Origin of the sequence: Variovorax sp. OK212 (assembly GCF_900112425.1) — a bacterium.
Taxonomy (GTDB): Bacteria; Pseudomonadota; Gammaproteobacteria; order Burkholderiales; family Burkholderiaceae_C; genus Variovorax.
The window spans coordinates 99,807-118,750 of record NZ_FOLP01000004.1; the positions used below are offsets into that span (position 1 = coordinate 99,807).

At 71.7% G+C, this 18,944-nt stretch carries 15 protein-coding genes; 9 read left to right on the forward strand and 6 right to left on the reverse strand.

Annotation, left to right across the window (positions count from 1 at the left end; all coding sequences use genetic code 11):
- Positions 1-152: 152 nt before the first annotated feature.
- From BM004_RS14210 to BM004_RS14235, 6 genes are all read left to right on the forward strand, one after another.
- Positions 153-1,085 carry an SMP-30/gluconolactonase/LRE family protein gene (locus tag BM004_RS14210; protein WP_093214254.1) on the forward strand — a complete coding sequence of 311 codons (933 nt, stop codon included), beginning with the start codon at positions 153-155 and terminating at the stop codon, positions 1,083-1,085.
- A gap of 16 nt (positions 1,086-1,101) precedes the next feature.
- On the forward strand, positions 1,102-1,986 hold the full coding sequence (locus BM004_RS14215) for a LysR substrate-binding domain-containing protein (RefSeq protein ID WP_093127950.1): 885 nt from the start codon (positions 1,102-1,104) through the stop codon (positions 1,984-1,986).
- A 162-nt stretch (positions 1,987-2,148) separates the two neighbouring features.
- Positions 2,149-3,651 carry an FAD-linked oxidase C-terminal domain-containing protein gene (locus tag BM004_RS14220; RefSeq protein ID WP_093127949.1) on the forward strand — a complete coding sequence of 501 codons (1,503 nt, stop codon included), beginning with the start codon at positions 2,149-2,151 and terminating at the stop codon, positions 3,649-3,651.
- A complete protein-coding gene (gene glcE, locus BM004_RS14225; RefSeq protein ID WP_371269524.1) occupies positions 3,651-4,802 on the forward strand; it encodes a glycolate oxidase subunit GlcE in 1,152 nt (383 codons plus the stop codon). Before BM004_RS14220 ends, glcE begins: the two co-directional genes overlap by 1 nt.
- Before the next feature lie 20 nt (positions 4,803-4,822).
- Positions 4,823-6,055, forward strand: a complete 1,233-nt coding sequence (gene glcF, locus BM004_RS14230; RefSeq protein ID WP_093214256.1) for a glycolate oxidase subunit GlcF — start codon at positions 4,823-4,825, stop codon at positions 6,053-6,055.
- 89 nt (positions 6,056-6,144) lie between these two features.
- Entirely contained in the window at positions 6,145-6,591 is a 447-nt protein-coding gene (locus BM004_RS14235; protein WP_093214258.1) for a hypothetical protein, read from the forward strand.
- A gap of 51 nt (positions 6,592-6,642) precedes the next feature.
- Here the strand turns inward: BM004_RS14235 and BM004_RS14240 are convergent, their stop codons facing one another.
- Genes BM004_RS14240 through BM004_RS14250 form a run of 3 tightly spaced genes read right to left on the reverse strand, consistent with a single transcriptional unit; the run spans position 6,643 to position 11,237 of the window.
- The gene (locus BM004_RS14240) at positions 6,643-9,039 is read right to left on the reverse strand and encodes a CHASE2 domain-containing protein (RefSeq protein WP_093214261.1); all 2,397 of its coding nucleotides are present in this window, start codon (positions 9,037-9,039) and stop codon (positions 6,643-6,645) included.
- Between the two features lie 54 nt (positions 9,040-9,093).
- Positions 9,094-10,464, reverse strand: coding sequence for a FecR family protein (locus BM004_RS14245; protein WP_093214263.1), 1,371 nt, complete (start codon positions 10,462-10,464; stop codon positions 9,094-9,096).
- Positions 10,464-11,237 carry a response regulator transcription factor gene (locus BM004_RS14250; RefSeq protein WP_093214265.1) on the reverse strand — a complete coding sequence of 258 codons (774 nt, stop codon included), beginning with the start codon at positions 11,235-11,237 and terminating at the stop codon, positions 10,464-10,466. Before BM004_RS14250 ends, BM004_RS14245 begins: the two co-directional genes overlap by 1 nt.
- Before the next feature lie 274 nt (positions 11,238-11,511).
- Between BM004_RS14250 and BM004_RS14255 the strand changes: the two genes are divergently transcribed.
- The 3 genes from BM004_RS14255 to BM004_RS14265 are packed head-to-tail and all read left to right on the forward strand — an operon-like array spanning position 11,512 to position 16,036.
- On the forward strand, positions 11,512-14,541 hold the full coding sequence (locus BM004_RS14255) for an ESPR-type extended signal peptide-containing protein (protein WP_093214267.1): 3,030 nt from the start codon (positions 11,512-11,514) through the stop codon (positions 14,539-14,541).
- A 56-nt stretch (positions 14,542-14,597) separates the two neighbouring features.
- Positions 14,598-15,566: an OmpA family protein gene (locus tag BM004_RS14260; protein ID WP_093214943.1), complete on the forward strand. Its 969-nt coding sequence runs from the start codon at positions 14,598-14,600 to the stop codon at positions 15,564-15,566.
- A 5-nt stretch (positions 15,567-15,571) separates the two neighbouring features.
- Positions 15,572-16,036, forward strand: coding sequence for a hypothetical protein (locus BM004_RS14265; protein ID WP_093127934.1), 465 nt, complete (start codon positions 15,572-15,574; stop codon positions 16,034-16,036).
- 22 nt (positions 16,037-16,058) lie between these two features.
- Here BM004_RS14265 and BM004_RS14270 read toward each other — a convergent pair whose 3' ends face one another.
- The 3 genes from BM004_RS14270 to lplT all read right to left on the reverse strand — a co-directional run bounded on the left by BM004_RS14270 (position 16,059) and on the right by lplT (position 18,837).
- Positions 16,059-16,550: a glutathione peroxidase gene (locus BM004_RS14270; RefSeq protein ID WP_093127932.1), complete on the reverse strand. Its 492-nt coding sequence runs from the start codon at positions 16,548-16,550 to the stop codon at positions 16,059-16,061.
- A gap of 9 nt (positions 16,551-16,559) precedes the next feature.
- Complete coding sequence (locus BM004_RS14275; protein ID WP_093127929.1) at positions 16,560-17,459, reverse strand: DMT family transporter; 900 nt, start codon at positions 17,457-17,459, stop codon at positions 16,560-16,562.
- A gap of 73 nt (positions 17,460-17,532) precedes the next feature.
- The gene (gene lplT / locus BM004_RS14280) at positions 17,533-18,837 is read right to left on the reverse strand and encodes a lysophospholipid transporter LplT (protein ID WP_093127927.1); all 1,305 of its coding nucleotides are present in this window, start codon (positions 18,835-18,837) and stop codon (positions 17,533-17,535) included.
- Positions 18,838-18,944: the final 107 nt, after the last annotated feature.

An 18,944-nucleotide genomic window follows, 5' to 3' on the forward strand; every position in this document is an offset into this window, starting at 1 on the left:
ACACCCACCCCTTCTGCACATGTACAAGAAGAATTCTTCGTAACGATTTTTCAAGCGAGGTCTCCTTTGGATGTTCAGCCCGCGAGCGCTCCGGCGCCAGCGGGCTTTTTTTTGCCCGTCGCTTTCATGGCCGGGGGCACAATCGCGACACCATGTGGACCACCATCGAAGACAGCCTCTGCGAGCTCGGCGAGTCGCCGTTCTGGCACCCCGAAGAACGCGCGCTCTACTGGCTCGACATTCCCGGTCGCGCGGTGCTGCGCACGCGCGGCGACGTCGGCTCTTCGGCCGCCACGGTCGAGCGCTGGGCCTTGCCCACCGAGCCCGGCTGCATGGCCCCCGCGCGCAGCGGCGGCCTCGTGATCGCGCTGCGCGACGGCATCTACCGCGCACGCGCGTGGGGCGGCGAGCTGGTGGCCATGGCGCGCGTGGAGCACGACGTGCGCACCATGCGCTTCAACGACGGCAAGTGCGACCCGCTCGGGCGCTTCTGGGGCGGCTCGCTCAACGAGGCCAAGGACCGCGCCAACGCCGCGCTCTACTGCCTCGACGCGCGCACCGGCACCGGCATCTCGCCGACCATCACGCAGATGGCCAACGAGTCCACCACCGCCAACGGGCTCGCGTTTTCTCCCGACGCGCGCACGCTCTACTGGGCCGACACCGCCGCGCACGTGGTGTGCGCGTGGGACTGGGACGCCGAAGGCAACTCGCTCTCGCACGCCCGCGTGTTCCACCAGTTCGACGCCAAGCGCGAGGGCTGGACCACCGGGGCGCCGCTGGGCTACCAGGGCCGCCCCGACGGCGCCACCGTCGACGCGCAGGGTCACTACTGGGTGGCGATGTTCGAAGGCGCGCAGCTGTTGCGCTTCGCGCCTTCGGGCGAGATCGTGGCCGCGTTGCCCGTTCCGGTGCAGTGCCCGACCATGCCGTGCTTCGGTGGCGACGACCTGAAGACGCTGTTCGTCACCAGCGCCCGCAAGGGCCGGCCCGCCGCCGAGATCGAACAGCGCCCGGCCTCGGGCTCGGTGATCTCGATGCGCGTGGACACGCCCGGCCTGCCGGTTGACTTCTTCGAAGACTGAGGGCCCGCCACCGGACATGGCCCTGCAGCACATTCCGCCGATCCAGTGTCTGCTGACCTTCGAGGCCGTGGCCCGGCTGCGGCACGCGGGCCGCGCGGCCGACGAGCTCTGCGTGACGCCCAGCGCGGTGAGCCACCGCATCCGGCAGCTCGAGTCGCACGTCGGCTTCAAGCTCTTCGGGCGCAGCGACTTCAGCCTCACGGCCGACGGCGCGGCCTACCTGGCGAACGTGCGCACGGGGCTCGCGGCGCTGCAGGCCACGCCGCTCGGCGCCAATGCCGCGCAGCGCGCCACGCGGCTGCGCATTGCCGTCACGCCCACCTTCAGCCGGCAGTTCCTCATGCCGCGGCTGGAGCTGTTTCGCAACATCTACCCCGACATCGAGCTGGTGCTGCAGGTGTCGATTCCGCTGCTCGACGTGACGGCCGAGCAGGCCGACCTCGAGGTGCGCTACGGCCCCGGCGGCTACGCCGACTGCGAGCACCGCCTGGTGCTCCAGGAGCAGGTGGTGCCCGCCTGCAGCCCGAGCTACCTCAACGAGTTCGGGCCGTTCACGGGGTTTCGCACCGCGGCCGAGATCGCCAGCGCGCGGCTCATCCGCAGCCCGCTCGAACCCTGGGGCACCTGGTTCGCGAGCTGCGGGCTCGACCAGCCCGAGCCGCTCATGGGCTCGCAGTTCAACGACCTGGGGCTGGTGTACGACGCGGCCGCCAGCGGCTTCGGCGTGGCGCTGGTGCGCCAGAAGATGGGCGCGGCGTGGTTCGAGTCGGGGCGGCTGGTGGCGCTGTCCGAGCAGGCCGTGCCCTCGCCGCACCGGCACTACATCTGCTGGCAGCCGGGCACGCTCGAGCGCTGGGAGTGCGCGGCCTTCGCCGACTGGCTCGAGCAGAGCCTGAGATAGAGGAAGCGAAGGGCAGGGACGGGCAGGGAGGGCCGGGGCGCGAAGTTCTCTCAAGCACCCGGCAAAAATCCTTCAACCCGCGGCGGCCGCAATGTCCGTAGAGTGCGCAGAGCCACCAGATACTCCGGGACATCCCGCGAACAGAAGAAAAGAGGTCGCCGCATGAATGCGCCGCTCACCCCCACGCAGCAAGATTCGCTACAAAAAACAGAGCGCCAGTCCCAGGTGGTGCGTGCGCTCCAGGCCCATCTGCCAGCTCACGCGCTGATCTGGCACGCCGAAGACACCACGCCCTACGAGTGCGACGGCCTCACCGCCTACCGCGCCCGCCCGCTGGTGGTGGCGCTGCCCGAGACCGAGGCGCAGGTGGCCGCCGTGCTCAAGACCTGCCACCGGCTGGGCGTGCCCGTGGTGGCGCGCGGCGCGGGCACCGGGCTGTCGGGCGGCGCCATGCCGCACACCATGGGCGTCACGATGTCGCTGGCCAAGTTCAACCGCATCCTGAAGATCGACCCCGTGAGCCGCACGGCCGTGGTGCAGTGCGGCGTGCGCAACCTCGCCATCAGCGAGGCGTCGGCCCCGTTCAACCTCTACTACGCGCCCGACCCGTCGAGCCAGATCGCCTGCACCATCGGCGGCAACGTGGCCGAGAACTCGGGCGGCGTGCATTGCCTGAAGTACGGCCTCACGCTGCACAACGTGCTGCGCGTGCGCGGCTTCACGGCCGAGGGCGAGCCCGTGGAGTTCGGCGGCGACGCGCTCGACGCGCCGGGGCTCGACCTGCTCGCGCTGGTCATCGGCAGCGAAGGCATGCTGGCCGTGACCACCGAGGTCACCGTCAAGCTGGTGCCCAAGCCGCAGCTGGCGCGCTGCATCATGGCCAGCTTCGACGACGTGCGAAAGGCCGGCGACGCGGTGGCCGCGGTGATTGCGGCCGGCATCATTCCGGCGGGCCTGGAGATGATGGACAAGCCCATGACCGCCGCGGTCGAAGACTTCGTGCGCGCGGGCTACGACCTCGACGCGGCGGCCATCCTGCTGTGCGAGTCCGACGGCACGCCCGAGGAGGTCGAAGAGGAAATCGGCCGCATGACCGCCGTGCTGCGCGGCTGCGGCGCCACCGCCATCGCGGTGAGCAACAGCGAAGAGGAACGCATGAAGTTCTGGAGCGGGCGCAAGAACGCCTTCCCCGCCTCGGGCCGCATCAGCCCCGACTACATGTGCCTGGACTCCACCATTCCGCGCAAGCGGCTGGCCGACATCCTGCTGGCCATCCAGGAGATGGAGAAGAAATACAACCTGCGCTGCTGCAACGTGTTCCACGCGGGCGACGGCAACCTGCACCCGCTGGTGCTGTTCGACGCCAACGACCCCGACGAGCTGCACCGCTGCGAGCTCTTCGGCGCCGACATCCTGGAGACCAGCGTGGCCATGGGCGGCACCGTGTCGGGCGAGCACGGCGTGGGCGTGGAAAAGCTCAACAGCATGTGCGTGCAGTTCACCGCGAGCGAGAACGAGCAGATGTTCGGGGTCAAGCGGGCCTTCGATCCCGAGGGCATGCTGAACCCCGGCAAGGTGATTCCCACGCTGCAGCGCTGCGCCGAATACGGCAAGCAGGTGGTTCGCGGCGGCAAGCTGCAGCATCCTGATCTTCCGAGGTTCTGATGGCCATGGACACCGCACTCCACGACCTTGCCGAGCGCATCCGCGCCGCGGCCGCCGCCGCCACGCCGCTGTGCATCCGCGGCGGCGGCACCAAGGATTTCTACGGCGAAACGCCGCAAGGCGAGCTGCTCGACATGCGCGCGCTCACCGGCATCACGAGCTACGAGCCGAGCGAACTGGTCGTCACCGTGCGTGCCGGCACGCCGCTCGCCGAGCTCGAAGCCGCGCTGGCCGAGAAAGGGCAGTGCCTGCCGTTCGAGCCGCCGCGCTTCGGCGGCCACGGGAACGGCACCGGCACCGGCACCGTGGGCGGCATGGTCGCCGCGGGCCTCAGCGGCCCCGCGCGCGCCAGCGTCGGCGCGGTGCGCGACTACGTGCTCGGCGCCACGCTGGTCAACGGCCGCGGCGAGGTGCTGACCTTCGGCGGCCAGGTGATGAAGAACGTCGCGGGCTACGACGTGTCGCGCGTGCTCGCGGGCTCGCTCGGCACGCTGGGCGTGATCGCCGAGGTCAGCCTCAAGGTGCTGCCCGTGCCGCCCGCCGAGGCCACGCTCGAATTCGCGTGCGGCCAGGCCGACGCCCTGCGCCTGCTCAACGAATGGGGCGGCCGGCCGCTGCCCTTGAACGCGAGCTGCTGGTTCGAACACGCCGGCGCGGGCGCGCTGTACCTGCGCCTTCGCGGCGCCGTCGCGGCCGTGGAAGCAGCATGCGCGCACCTCGGCGGCGAGCGCAAGGACAACGCGCGCGCCGCCGCCGACTGGCAATCGCTGCGCGACCAGCAGCTGCCGTGGTTCGCCAACCCCGAGGGCCCCGACGCGCTGTGGCGGCTGTCGGTGCCGCAGACCGCACCGGTGCTCGCGCTCGACGGCGCCGCGCCGCTGATCGAATGGCACGGCGGCCAGCGCTGGTACAAGGCCGCGCCCGAACAGGCCACACGCATCCGCGAGATCGCGCGCGCGGCGGGTGGCCACGCCACGCTGTTCCGGCGGCCGGCCATGAGTGCGAATGCGAACGCCGATGCCGATGCGCAAGACGGCGTGCCGCGCTTCGACGCCATGAGCGCGCCCGTCGAACGCATCCAGCGCGCGCTGATGCGCGAGTTCGACCCCCACGGCCTCTTCAACCGTGGCCGCCTGCTCGCCGCCACGTAAGACAAAGAACAAGAACCGACATGCAAACCGAGCTCGCTCCCGAATTCCAGGGCACCGACGAAGGCCGCGAGGCCGAAGCCATCCTGCGCAAGTGCGTGCACTGCGGCTTCTGCACCGCCACCTGCCCCACCTACCAGCTGCTCGGCGACGAGCTCGACGGCCCGCGCGGGCGCATCTACCTCATCAAGCAGGTGCTCGAAGGCCAGGCGCCCACGCGCAGCACGCAGATGCACCTGGACCGCTGCCTGACCTGCCGCAACTGCGAAAGCACCTGCCCGAGCGGCGTGCAGTACGGCAATCTGGTCGACATCGGCCGCAAGATCGTCGACCGGAAAGTGCCGCGGCCCGCTGCCGAATCCGCAAAGCGCTGGCTGCTGAAAGAGGGCCTGCCGTCCCCGCTCTTCGGCCCCGCCATGAAGGTCGGCCAGGCCGTGCGCGGCCTGCTGCCCGAGGCGCTCAAGGCCAAGGTGCCCGCCAGGCAGGAGGCCGGCGCCTGGCCCACCGCCACGCATGCGCGCAAGGTGCTGATGCTCGCGGGCTGCGTGCAGCCGTCGATGATGCCGAACATCAACAGCGCCACCGCGCGCGTGCTCGACGCGGCCGGCATCCAGGCGGTGATTGCGCCAGCGGCCGGTTGCTGCGGCGCGGTGAAGTTCCACCTCGACGACCAGGACGGCGGCAAGGCGCAGATGCGCGCCAACATCGACGCGTGGTGGCCGTTCGTGGAGCGCAACGAGGTCGAGGCGATCGTCATGAACGCCTCGGGCTGCGGCGTCACCGTGCGCGAGTACGGCCACCTGCTGCAGCACGACGCGGCCTACGCGCTGAAGGCCGCGCGCATCGGCGAACTCACGCGCGACCTGAGCGAGCTGCTGCCCGACCTGGTGCCCACGCTCAAGGCCCGCGTGAAGGCGCCGTCCGGCGTGGTGGCCTACCACCCGCCGTGCACGCTGCAGCACGGCCAGAAGCTGCGCGGCGGCGTCGAGACCCACCTGCGCGCGCTGGGTTTCGACGTGCGCGTGGCCATGAACGAATCGCACCTGTGCTGCGGGTCGGCGGGCACTTACTCGGTGCTGCAGCCAGAGCTGGCGTACCCGCTGCGCGACCGCAAGCTGGGCCACCTGAAGCAGCTGCAGCCCGCGGCCATCGCGTCGGCCAACATCGGCTGCATCACGCACCTGCAAAGCGGCAGCGGCGACACGCCCGTGCGGCACTGGGTCGAGCTGCTGGACGCCGCGCTGGACGCGGCCTGATCGCACAACCGGGAGGGGGTTGGTCCGACTCGCGCAACGGCGGGCAGCGGCGCATCATGGCCGCACCGAATCTGCAAGGAGCCCGTGCCATGTCCCCTGTTGTCGCACCCCTCTTTTCCCCCGCGCTGCGCCGTGCGCTGCTGGCCTGCGCGTGCGCGGCCGGCGCGATGGCCGCAGTGCCTGCGCAGGCGCAGGGCGCCATGCCGCCCTGGCAGGGCGCGGGCTCTGCGCGCTATGTGTGCGGCGGCATCGGCTCCGACGAGTCGGCGGCCATGCGCTCGGCCATGAAGGAGCATCCGCTGGCGCTGCTGTTCGCGCGCGCCGACGGCGCCTACATGGCCAACGTGGACGTGACCATCAAGGGCGGCGATGCCAACAACGCCGCCGCGCTGGCCTTCCGCGCCACCGGCCCGGTGTGCCTGGTCGACGTGCCCAACGGGCGCTACGTGATCGACGCCGCCGCTGCCGGCGGCGCGGTGAAGAGCCAGACCGTGACGGTCGGCGGCGGCTCGAAGACGGCGGACTTCAGGTTCTAGAAGCCAGTCCCAGGCCTCCGCTTTCCGGCCCTCGGCCCTCGGCCTTCGACCTCAGGCCACGGGCAGCACCAGCCAGAAGCTGCTGCCTTCGCCAGGCGCGCTGCGCGCCTCGATGCGCCCGCCGTGGCGGTGCACGACCGCGCGCACCACGGAGAACCCGAGGCCCATGCCGCGCGCGGCGCTCACCCCCCGCGATGAGCCGGCGCTGTCGTCCTTCGTGCCTGTCGCCCGCTGGCCGCGCGGCGCGTTCAGCAGGGATTGCAGTTGCTGCGGCGTCATGCCCGCGCCCTGGTCTTTCACGGCGATTCGCAGGGCGCCTTCGACCCGCGCCACCCCCAGCGTCACGCAGCTGCCGCGCGCGCTGTGGCGCACGGCGTTGTTCAGCAGGTTGACGACGGCGCGGGTCAGCAGCGAGCCGTCGGCGCGCACGACCATGTCGCCAGTCCCACCGGCCCCGCCGGCCTCGCCAGCTTCGCCGAGCTGCGCCTCGATGCGCACGCCGTTCGCCTGCGCGTAGGGCCACACCTGGTCGCGCGCATCGAGCAGCAACGCGCCCACGTGCGTCTCGGCGAAGCGGTAGTCGTCCGACTCGGCCTCGGTGAAGTCCATGAAGCCCTCGGCGAGCGACAGCGTGCGCTCGGCCTCGCGCCGGATGGCGCGCAGCAGGGCGTCCGGCGGCGTGGCGGCGTCGTGCATCGACAGCAGGCTCAGGATGGTCACCTGCGGGCTGCGCAGGTCGTGCGACAGGAAGCGGCGCCATTCGTCGCGCTGGCGCTGCGCCTCGCGCTCGGCCGTGAGTTCGGGCAGCACGATGACCCAGGCGCGGTCTTGCGCGGCGGGCCCGCCGAAGGGCGCGGCCTCGAGGCGGAACACGCGCGCCTGGGGCGTCGTGTATTCGCCGCGCAGGCGGTCGGTCCAGTGCGCGCCTGTCGGGCCGGCGGTTGCCGCGGCCGGCTCCGCCAGCGGCGCGACCAGCGCCTGCAACGACGCGCCTTGCAGCGTCCCGCTCCCATCGCCGCCCGCACCCAGCAACCGGAACGCCGCCGCGTTGCCCGACCCGATGCGCCCCTCGTCGTCGCAGATCAGCATCGCCACCGGCATGGTGTGCATCGCCTCGTCCATCAGCACCTGCATACGTTTCACGCGCGCGATGGCCCGGTCAAGCGCCTGCTTGGGCCGCGCGACGGGGTCGGCCACGGGGGGCGCGAGCGCGGGCAGCACCTCGAACGCGCCGGCGGGCAGCGCGTCGAGCGCCTGCGCGCGCACGCGGAAGTAGGCGAACTGCGACTCCAGCCGGCGCCAGCTCCACAGCAGGTACAGCACGAACAGGCCGAACATCGGCGCCGCCGGCGGCAGCCACCAGCGGCCGCCGGACATGGCCGCGGCGCTGGCCAGCAGGCAGCCCGCGGCCAGGCCGAAGGTGATCGGCAGCGCATGGTGCGCCATGCGCACGAGCAGCCACAGCGCGAGCCACAGCGGCGCCACCGTCCACAGCGCGCGCACCGCCGGGGAGAACTCGCCGACGTTGCGCCCGTGCAGCAGGTCGTCGATGGCGTTGGCGTGCACCTCGACGCCGGGCAGCACGCCGCGAGAACCTGCGCCAAAGCCCGCGCTGGGCGTCAGCGCCTGGTCGCCCAGGCCGGGCGCGGTCGCGCCGACCAGCAGCAGCTTGCCGCGCAGCAGCTCGGGCGGCACCTCGCCGCGCAACACGCTCGCGTACGGCACCGTGCGGTAGCTGCCGCGCGGGCCGGCGAACATCAGGCGCAGCGGGTCTTCGCGCAGCCAGTGGCCCTGCGCCGTGCTCTCCTGGCCCTCATCGCCTGCCGGTGTGTCCGCCGGCACGCGTCCCGCGACCAGCGCGCCCACGTACGGCTGCAGCCGTCCCGCGAAGCCCTCGCGCAGGTACAGCGTGCGTGCGACGCCGTCCGCGTCGGGCGTCAGGCCGGCATGGCCCACGCCGCGGGCCTGCGCGGCGAAGGCGGGCAGTGGGGGGAGGAAGCCGGGCCAGGCGTTCGCCGCGTTCGAAGTCGACGTCGACTTCGGCGTTGGCGTTGGCGTTGGCGTGATCGGGCTCGCATGCAGCAGCGGCAGGTAGACCGGCAGCAGCCCCATCGCCCGCGCCAGCCGCGCGTCGTCGGCGGGGTTGGCGCTGGGCTCGGTCAGGAACAGGTCGAGCAGCACGGCGCGCGGCGCGGCGGCGGCCAGCCGCTCGAGCAGGCGCGCATGCGTGTCGCGCGGCCACGGCCAGCGGCCGAGTTCGTTCAGGCTGCGGTCGTCGATGGCGACGATCAGGATGTCCGGCGCCGCCTCGGGCGACACCATCGCCAGCATGCGGTCGTGGATGGACGCATCGAGCTGCAGCAGCCCCGGCCGCTGCGCGAGCGCGAGCAGCACGAGCGGCAGCAGCAGCGCCATCAGCAGGCGTTCGATGACCAGGCGCGCGCGCATCGCGTCGGAGGGGCTCGGCAGATCAGCGGATCGGCGGATGGGCGGACAGGCGGATCAGCGCGCCGGCAGATCGAAGCTGCCGGTGAACGCGGCCGCGCTGCCGTCTTCGCGCACCCGCCAGTGGTAGCGCCCGCCCTGCACGAACGGGCCGACCGTCATGCCGGCGGCATGGACGGCGGGTGCGTCGACCAGCAGCAAGGCGAAGTCCGCGCTGCGCGAGAGTTCGAAGCTGTAGCGCCGGCCCGGCACGCCCGGCCAGCGGATCTCGACGCGGCCGTCGGGCATCGGCGTGGCCGTGCCCTCAACGGCACCGGCACCGGCCGCCGGCGATGCGGGCAGCGAGACGGCGCTGTCGCCCGGCAGGCCTTCGAGCCCGCCGGCGTCGAAGGCCGTGACCCGCACCTGCACCGGGCCCGCGGCAACCGCCGGCGGCACGGTGAACGCCGGGCCGGGGCCGCGCTGTTCGTGCACCGGTTGCAGGAAGCCGGCGTCGCGCGCCAGCTGCAGCCGGTAGGTCTGCGCGCCGGCCACCGGCACGATGCGCAGCGTGCGGTCGCGCCGCGCGCCGGCCTCGGCGGCGGTCTGCGGGGCGAGCTGCGGTGCGGGCAGCAGCGCCTGCGCCTGGGCGCTGCCGTTGTCCGGCAGCACCGCGCCCTGGCCCGCGCGCAGCACCAGCTCGTGCTTCGCGGTGATGTCCTGGCTCACGACCACCTCGCCCTCGATCACCTCGCCCGTGAGCTGCCCGCCTTCGTCGCGCACGCGGAAGTGGGTGCCGCGCACGCCCAGCCCCATCGACCGCGCGCGGATCTCGAACTGCTGGTCGGGCCGTTGCTTGCGCACCTGCGACTCGACGCGGCCTTCGATCAGCCGCAGCCGCACCGTGCGCGCGTCCACCGCCTGCACTTCGATCGTGCTGCGCGAGGGCAGCACGGTGCGGCTGCCGCCCGGCAGGCCGAGCGTGACGAAGGCGTCGCCGCCGGTGGCCAGCACATCGCCCGCCTGCACCGCCATGCCGGGCGTGACCGGCTGCTCGGCGCCGCCGGGGCGGCGGCGCCAGGCCTGGCCTTCCACCGCCGCGATCACCGCCGTGCCGTCGGGCACCAGGCGGCCGTCGGCAAAGTAGAGCAGCCGGCCCGGCTGCAGCAGCCGCGGCTCGCCGACCTGGTTGCGCTGCTGCACCTCGGGCCAGCGCTGCGGCGACTGCAGGTACTGGCCGGAAATGCCCCAGAGCGTTTCGCCGGGCTGGACCACGTGCGGCGTGAGGTTGGTGGGGGGCGTGGCGGTGGGGGCGGGTGCGGCCTGCTGCGCCAGCGTGGCGGATGCGGCGAACCAGGCGCCGGCCAGCAGCAGCCCGGCGCGCAGCACCAGGCCTGGTGAACTTGGTGAACTTGGTGAACCTGGTGAAAGGCGCGCGGCGGAGTCCATCAGGCGGTCACCTCTTGCGCTTGCGCTTGCGGCTGCAGCGCCTCCAGCCGGTAGCCGCGGCCGTACACCGTGCGCAGGCTCAGGCCCCGCTCGGCGTCCAGGCCCAGCTTGCTGCGCAGGCGGTAGATGTGGCTGTCGAGCGTGCGCGACGGCAGCTCCTCGGTGCTGTAGCCGGCGCTTTCCAGCAGATGGGCGCGCGAGACGATGCCGCCCAAGTGCTGGAACAGCGTCAGCGCGAGCTTGAATTCGCGGTCGCTCAGCGCGTGGCGCTGCGGCGGCGCACTTTCGCCGTGTTCGCCGTGTTCGCCGTGCTCACCGTGCACCAGCACGCTGTGCGTGCGCCGCTCGAACTCCCAGCGGCCGAAGCGCTGCGCGTCGGCCTGCAGCAGCGGCGCGCGGCGCGCGAGCAGGCGCTGCACGCGCGCGCCCAGTTCCAGCGGGCGGAACGGCTTCACGATGTAGTCGTCGGCACCGAAGCCCAGCGCCTGCACCACGTCCTGCTCCGACGTGCGCGAACTCAGCATCAGCGCGGGCACCCGGTCGGCCTGCCAGGTGCGCAGCCACTTCAGCAGCTCCACGCCTTCCAGCCCGGGCACGTTCCAGTCGAGCACCAGCAGGTCGAAGCTCTCGCGGCGCAGCACGTTCTGCAGCATCGCGCCGTCCGAGAAGGCGACGCAGGCCACCGTGGTGTCGCCGACCGTGAGCAGCTGTTCCAGCGTGCGCACGAGGTGCGACAGCTGGCCGGGGTCGTCTTCGAGGATGGCGATGCGCATGCGTGCGTTCGTTGGCGGCGGGAGTCCAACGAATCTAAGCGCCAGCGCTTGGCGCGGCGTTCACGGTTGCTGACGTTGTAGTAAAGAAATTCACAAATAGACGGAAAAGGTTTCCTGAAACCTGACCAAACCTCGCAGCCGCCCCTCGCGCCGGGGACCCCCTCGACATCATCCGCCGCCTGTGCAGAGCCACAGCCGTGCGGAAACCGCCCCCGCCCGGCTCAAGAAAAGATGGTTCACGGGCGGTTGTGGTTCGAAGCCGAGGGATTGCCGAATGAACGAGACGTATCGCTCCATATGGAGCGAGCAGGCGGGGACGTGGGTCGCCGTTTCCGAGGTTGCGGGGAGCCGCGGCAAGGGGGCCCGCGGGGTGCGCGCGCTGGTGGGGATGGGGGTTGGGGCGCTGCTGATCGCCGCGGGCGGCGCGCAGGCACAGGTCCAGATCAACGACGGCACCGGCGTGCCCGGCGCCAACCCGGCGCCGGGTGCGCTGGTGGACCTCAACAGCACGCAGCGCGGCCTGCTGATGCCGCGCGTGGCGCTGACCGACGCCGCCACCTGGACCCTGGCCGGCAACACGCCGGTCGAGGGCATGGTGGTGTTCAACACGCTGGCTTCCAGCGGCGCGAACGGCCTGTCGGCGGGGCTCGTCACCTGGAAGGGCGGGCGCTGGGTGAGCGTGGACGACACGCCGTACTTCCACGTCAACAGCACCGCCGTGGGCAACTCCACGCAGGCCAACTCGGGCGCCACGGGCGCCAACGCCATGGCCGTCGGCCCGGGCGCCAACGCCTCCGGGGTCAGCGCAGTGGCGCTGGGCGACACGGCCAATGCCACCGCGGTGTTCGCCACCGCCGTCGGCGCCGTCGCCACCGCGGGCGGTGTCAGCAGCACGGCCATCGGCAACGTGGCGCAGGCTTTCGGCACCAACGCCACCGCCATCGGCGCCAACACCACCGCGGTGGCCACCAGCACGCTGGCCGCCGGCGACCGCGCGAGCGCCAGCGACATCAACGCCACGGCGCTCGGCGCGAACACGCGGGCGCTGAAGAAGAGCAGCCTGGCGGCGGGCGACAGCGCGAATGCGAACGGCATCAACGCCACGGCGCTGGGGGCCAACGCGCAGGCGCAGGCCGACAGCGCACTGGCGGTCGGCGACGGCGCCAAGGCCACGGGCGCCTCGGCGCTGGGCATCGGCACCGGCGCGGTCGCCAGCGGCGCGCAGTCGGTCAGCGTGGGCTCCGGTGCGAGCGCATCGGCCGGCAACAGCATCGCCATCGGCCTGCGCGCGCAGGTGCCGGCCATCGAGTCGATCGCGATCGGGCGCGACGCGCAGACCTACGGGCAGGGCAGCGTGTCGATGGGCACCGGCGCGGGGCAGGGCACGACGGGAAGCGGCGGCAACTTCGCGAACGTCTACATCGGCTACATCGCCGGTGCCAACAGCGGCACCAACAGCGCCGCGGGGATCGTCGCCATCGGCTACGCGGCGGGCAACAACGTGGCGGGCCGCGACAGCGCCTTCATCGGCAGCAACGCGGGCAACGACTCCAGCGGCGACAGCAACTACGCCTTCGGCAGCAACGCGGGCCAGGGCACCAGCGGCAACGGCAACCTGGCGCTCGGCACCAATGCCGGCCCGGGCGGCGGCGCGACCACCAACGACAGCATCAGCATCGGCACCTTCTCCACGCCCTACGCGGGCACCGACCGGGCGGTGGCCATCGGCTACGGCGCAGGCGCGCAGGCCACCGATTCGGTGGCGCTCGGCTCGCGCACGGTGGCCAGCAGCGTGGGCAGCGTGGCGCTGGGCCTGGGCTCGGTGGCGTCCACCGACGCGGGCGTGGCGGGCTTCGTGCCGCTGGGCGCGTCGGCGGCGCAGCAGGCGTCCATCCTGGCCACCATGGCCCTGACGCTCGGCGCGGTCTCGGTCGGCGACGTGGCCAACGGCCAGTACCGGCAGATCACCGGCGTGGCGGCGGGCACGGCGCCCACCGACGCGGTGAACGTCGCGCAGCTGCAGGCCGTGTCGAGCCAGGTCGTGATCGCCGGCAGCAAGTGGGTCACGGGCTCGCAGACCACCACCTACCTGGCACCGGTCGCCACCGGCACCGAGAGCACCGCGGTCGGTTCCGGCGCGGTGGTCAACGCCAACAACAGCGTGGCCGTGGGCACCGGCGCCACCGCCACCACCGGCAACAGCGTGGCGCTGGGCAACGGCGCAACCACCGCCGCCGCCACGCCGACGGCCGGAACCACCATCCAGGGCCAGGCCTACAGCTTCGCGGGCGCCAACCCTGTGGGCGTGGTGAGCGTGGGCAGCGCGGGTGCCGAGCGGCAGGTCACCAACTTGGCGGCCGGCCAGCTCGGCGCCAACAGCACCGACGCGGTGAACGGCAGCCAGCTGTACGCGACCAACCAGGCCGTCAACAACATCCAGACGGGCGGCGGCGGCATCAAGTACTTCCACGCCAATTCGCAGGCGGCCGACTCGCAGGCCGCCGGCGCGGAAAGCGTGGCCATCGGGCCGCAGGCCATCGCGCTGGGCGCGAGCGCCATTGCCACGGGCAGCGCCGCGCAGGCCGTCGGCGCGGGCAGCATCGCGCTGGGCGCCAACGCGGTCGCCACCGCCGCGGCAGGCAACGCCGTGGCGCTGGGCAACGGCGCCGTGGCCGACCGCGCGGGCATGAACGGGCAGAAGGAGCTGTTCTCCAGCGTCTCGGTGCTGTCCACGCAGGGCGGCGTGTCGGTGGGCTCCGCGGGCAACGAGCGGCAGATCACCCACGTGGCCGGCGGCACGCAGGCCACCGACGCGGTGAACGTGCGCCAGCTGCAGGCCGTGCAGCAAGGCGCGGTGCGCTACGACACCCACGTGGACGGCACGGTCGACTACAACAGCGTGACCATGGGCAACGGCGGCGCCAGCGGGCCCGTCGCGGTGCACAACGTGGCGAACGGCGTGGCGCCCACCGACGCCGTCAACGTGCAGCAGCTCAACCAGAGCAGCGCCGCCGGCACGGCCTACACCGACGCGCGCGTCAACGCGCTCGGCAGCGACCTGCGCACCGTGGCGCGCAACGCCTACGCCGGCGTGGCCGCCGCCATGGCGGTGCAGATGCCCGGCACCTACGTGCCCGGAAAGACCGTCATGCGCATCGGCTACGGCACCTTCAAGGGCGAAAGCGCGGTGGGCGTGAGCTTTCGCCGCACCTCCGAGAACAACGCATGGAGCCTCACCGGCGGCGTGGGCGTGAGCCGCGCGGGCGCGGCCGCCACGGTCGGCGCCGAGTGGGTCTTCAATTGAACAGGGCAGCGATGCGCAAGCAGATGACGAACGCGACGACGAGGCGGGCCGCAGCCATGGTGGCCATGGCTGCCTTCGTGGCGGCGATGCAGGGTTGCGCCACGCCCGGCACGGCCATCGACCAGGGCGCCCAGGCGCGCGCCGTGGCGGCGCAGCCGGCGGCGCCCAAGCCCGCGGACTTTCCCGCGGCCGACAGCGCCCGGTGGAAGCAGGGCGCCTTTCCCGGCGCCGGCGTGTTCGACCGCATCCGCCCCGGCATGGGCAAGGACCAGATGCGCGGTCTGCTGGGCTGGCCGCATTTCAGCGAAGGCCTGTGGGGCGTGCGCGAGTGGAACTATCTCTTCCACTTCCGCACGGGGAACGGCATGGGCAGAGGCCCAGGCATGGGCACAAGCAACAGCGCGGCGTACGTGACCTGCCAGTACATGGTGCGCTTCGACAGCGAAGGCCTGTCCACCGGCGGATGGTGGAAGGACCCCGATTGCGCGCTGCTGGCGCAACCGCCGGCCGCGGTGCCGATTCCCACTGCCTCTGCCTCTGCCTCTGCCGCTGCCGCTGCCGCTGCCGCTGCTGCCGTTGCGCCCGTGCCCACCGTGGCCGTCACAACGGATGGCATCCCGCGCAAGCGCACCCTCGCCACCGACGGCCTGTTCCGCTTCGACGGCGCATCGCTCACCGACCTGCTGCCAGCGGGCCGCGCGCGCCTCGAGCGGCTGGCCGACGAGTTGCGCCGCGACGCCGGCGCGCAGGATGCCATCGTCGTGACAGGCCACACCGACCGGCTCGGCAGCGACGCCTATGACGACGCGCTCTCGCTGGAGCGCGCCAACACCGTGCGCGACCTGCTGGTGCAGCAAGGCATCGAGCGCAAGCGGGTGCGCACGGTCGGCATGGGCAAGCGCGAGCCGCTGGTGGTCGACTGCCGCGGCACCCGCAGCACGCTCGCATCGCCCGCCCTGCTGCGCTGCCTGCAGCCCAACCGGCGCGTGGAGATCGCCGTTGCTGCGGGGGCGCGAGCGCAATGAATGCCATGAACGCAACGAACGCCATGAACGCGATGAACGGCTGGACTCAGTTGGTCTGCCGCGTCGCCCTGGTCGACTCGGACGCGCTGCAGCGCCTGTGCACCGGCAACTCGTTGTCGAACGTCGGCGCGGACCACGTCGCGTTCGAGGAAATGCGCGACGTGATCGAGGCGATCCAGGCGGGCCACCAGTTCGACGCCGTGGTGCTCGGGCTGCACGCCGGCGCGCTGAAGACGGTGTCGTCGCTGTTCGACGTGAACGACGCGGCCGGCCGGCGGCTGCCGGTGCTGTACGTGGTGCATCCGTCGGAAATGGAATGCCTGCACCGCCTGCCGGCGGCGATGCGCGCGCCGCCGGTGTACCAGTTGCTGACCTCGCCGGTGGAAGACCCGGCGCTGCTGTGGTGGCTGAACGACCTCGACCTGTGGGAGCGCCGCGTGACGGGCACCGGGCCGGCGAACCGGCGCTGAGGTCGCCGAGGTCGCCGAGGTGTCAGCCGGCGGCGGCCAGCGCGGCTTCCACGTCGCGCGTGAGCGAGGCGGGCGTGTCCAGCGGCGCGTAGCGCTTGAGCACCGTGCCGTCACGCCCGACCAGGAACTTGGTGAAGTTCCACTTGATGGCCGTGCTGCCCAGCAGGCCCGGCTTTTCCTTGGTGAGCCACTGGTACAGCGGCGCGGCGTTGCCGCCGTTGACGTCGATCTTCTCCATCATCGGAAAGCTCACGCCGTAGTTCTTGGTGCAGAAGGCGCCGATTTCCTCGTTGCTGCCCGGGTCCTGCGAGCCGAACTGGTTCGACGGAAAGCCCAGCACCGTGAGGCCCTGGCCGGCGTACTTCTCGTGCAGCGCCTCCAGCCCGGCGAACTGCGGCGTGAAGCCGCACTTGCTGGCCGTGTTCACGATCAGCAGCACCTGGCCCTTGAAGGCCGAGAGCTTCACCGGCTTGCCGTCGATCTGGTTGGCTTCGAAGTCGTAGACGGTGGTCATGGGATGTCCTCAGTGAGCGGAAGTGGCGCTGGAGGCGCGATCATCGCCGCGCACGGTCGTTCGCGCAAACGCCGACCACACCGCGCCCAGCACGATCAGCGCGCCGCCCACGAGGATGCGCGGGTCCATGGTGGCCGCGCCCAGCGCCACCGACGAGATGCTGGCGAACAGCACCTCCGACAGCATGATCACCGAGGTGGCGGCGGCCGCCAGCCGCGCCGCCCCGTACTGCAGGCACACATTGGCGATCACGAAGCCGGTGCCCAGCAGCGCGGCCCAGCCGAGCCAGCCCGGCGACGCGAGCATCGGCGAATCGATCGCGCCGATCGCGGTGCCGGTGAGCGCCGCGGTGCCCGCCAGGAAGGTGCAGCCGCAGAACATGGCCAGCGCGCGCGACTCGCCCGGCGCATGCCGCAGGTGGCGCAGCGCGATGTTGGTCACCGCGAAGCCGAAGCCCGCCGCCACGCCCAGCCAGTCGGGCAGGCTCGAGGGCACGGGCCAGTCGGTGCCCGGCGCCTTCAGCACCACCACCACGCCGGTGAGCGCCAGCGCCACGCGCGCCAGCGCGCCGCCCGACGGGCGCTCGCCCAGCAGCAGCCAGCCCAGCAGCACGCTCCACAGCGGCATCAGGTAGAACAGCAGCACCACGCGCACCACGTCGCCCTGCGTCACGGCCCAGTTGAAACCCACGTTGGTGAAGCCGGCCGCCAAGCCCAGCACCACCAGCATCGGGTAGGCCGCGAAGCCCTTCCAGGCGTTGCGGCGCACCAGGCCCATCAGCACGGCAATGGCCAGGTAGATCAGGCAGGTGGTCCACAGCGGATGCAGGCCGTGGCTCGCGATCTGGCGGAACGGAAACCACGAGACGCCCCAGACGAAGGCGTTGAAGATCAGGGCGAGCGCGGGCATGGGGGCGTTGGAAAAGGGTGGGGGCCGGACGCGGTGGAAGCGCCAGGCGTTTCACCAACGCGGGCGCGCGAGGTCAGTGATGCTTGTCGCTGCGGGCAATGGCCAGCAGGTGCTCGACCTCTTCAGGATACTTCTTCAGGTTGTTCTCGTGCCAGCGCTTGATGAGCCACATGCAGCCCGCCACCACCAGGCCGAAGGCGCTGATGGCGCCGTAGGCCGACAGGCCCAGGCCGGTGCACACGCTGTAGAAGCCGCCCAGCAGGAGAATGCAGGCCTGCTCGTTGAAGTTCTGCACGGCGATGGAGCGGCCGGCGCCCATCAGGTTGTGGCCGCGGTGCTGCAGCAGCGCATTCATCGGCACCACCAGGAAGCCGCCCAGGCCGCCCAGGATGATCAGGAACGGCACCGCCAGCCAGACGTTGCCGATGAAGTTCATGCAGATCACCATCAGCCCCATCGCGATGCCCATGGGGATCACGCGGGTCGCCATGTCCAGGCGCATGCGCATCGACGCCACCACCGCGCCCACGGCCGTGCCGATGGTCACCACGCCGGTCAGCGCCGAGGCCTGGGTGGTGTTGTAGCCCAGCGCCAGCGAGGCCCAGGCCAGCACGATGTACTTGAGGTTGCCGCCCGCGCCCCAGAACAGCGTGGTGGTGGCCAGCGAGATCTGGCCGAGGCGGTCACGCCACAGGCGCGAGTTGCAGTGCCAGAAGTCGGGCAGCAGCGCGACCATGTTGCGCACCATGCCGTGCTCGGGGTTGGAGCGCAGCGGGCGCATTTCCACGCCGGTGTGCGGGATGCGGGTGTTGAACCAGGCCGCCAGCACGTAGACGAAGATCAGCACCGAGATCGCGGCTTCGGCCGGCGAGTCGATGCCGGTGTCGATGAACGGGAAGTCGAAGGCCAGCAGCTTGCTGGAAACGGCATGCCCCACCAGCGAGCCGCCGAGCACGATGCCCAGCAGGATCGAGGCGATGGTCAGCCCCTCGATCCAGCCGTTGGCCTTCACCAGCTGGGAGGCCGGCAGCAGCTCGGTCAGGATGCCGTACTTGGCCGGCGAGTACGCCGCGGCGCCCAGCCCCACGATGGAATAGGACAGCAGCGGGTGCGAGCCGAACAGCATCATCAGGCAGCCGACCACCTTGATGGCATTGCTGATGAACATCACCTTGCCCTTGGGCAAGGCGTCGGCGAAGGCGCCTACCAGCGGCGCCAGCACCACATAGAAGACTGCGAAGATCGGCACCAGTGCGGCGCGCTGCCATTCGGGCGCGCCGGAACTTCGCATGAGGTCGACGGCAACAACGAAAAGCGCTTGGTCGGCCAGTGACGAAAAGAACTGGGCCGACATGATCGTGTAGAAACCGCGCTTCATCGATGGGCTGGCTGGCCAGAGGGTCTGCTGGCGGTAGTGAAAAAGTGTCGCGTGGTGGGCGAATGGGCGGTTATAGCACGGGGGTGCGACGTCAAATTGGGCATCCC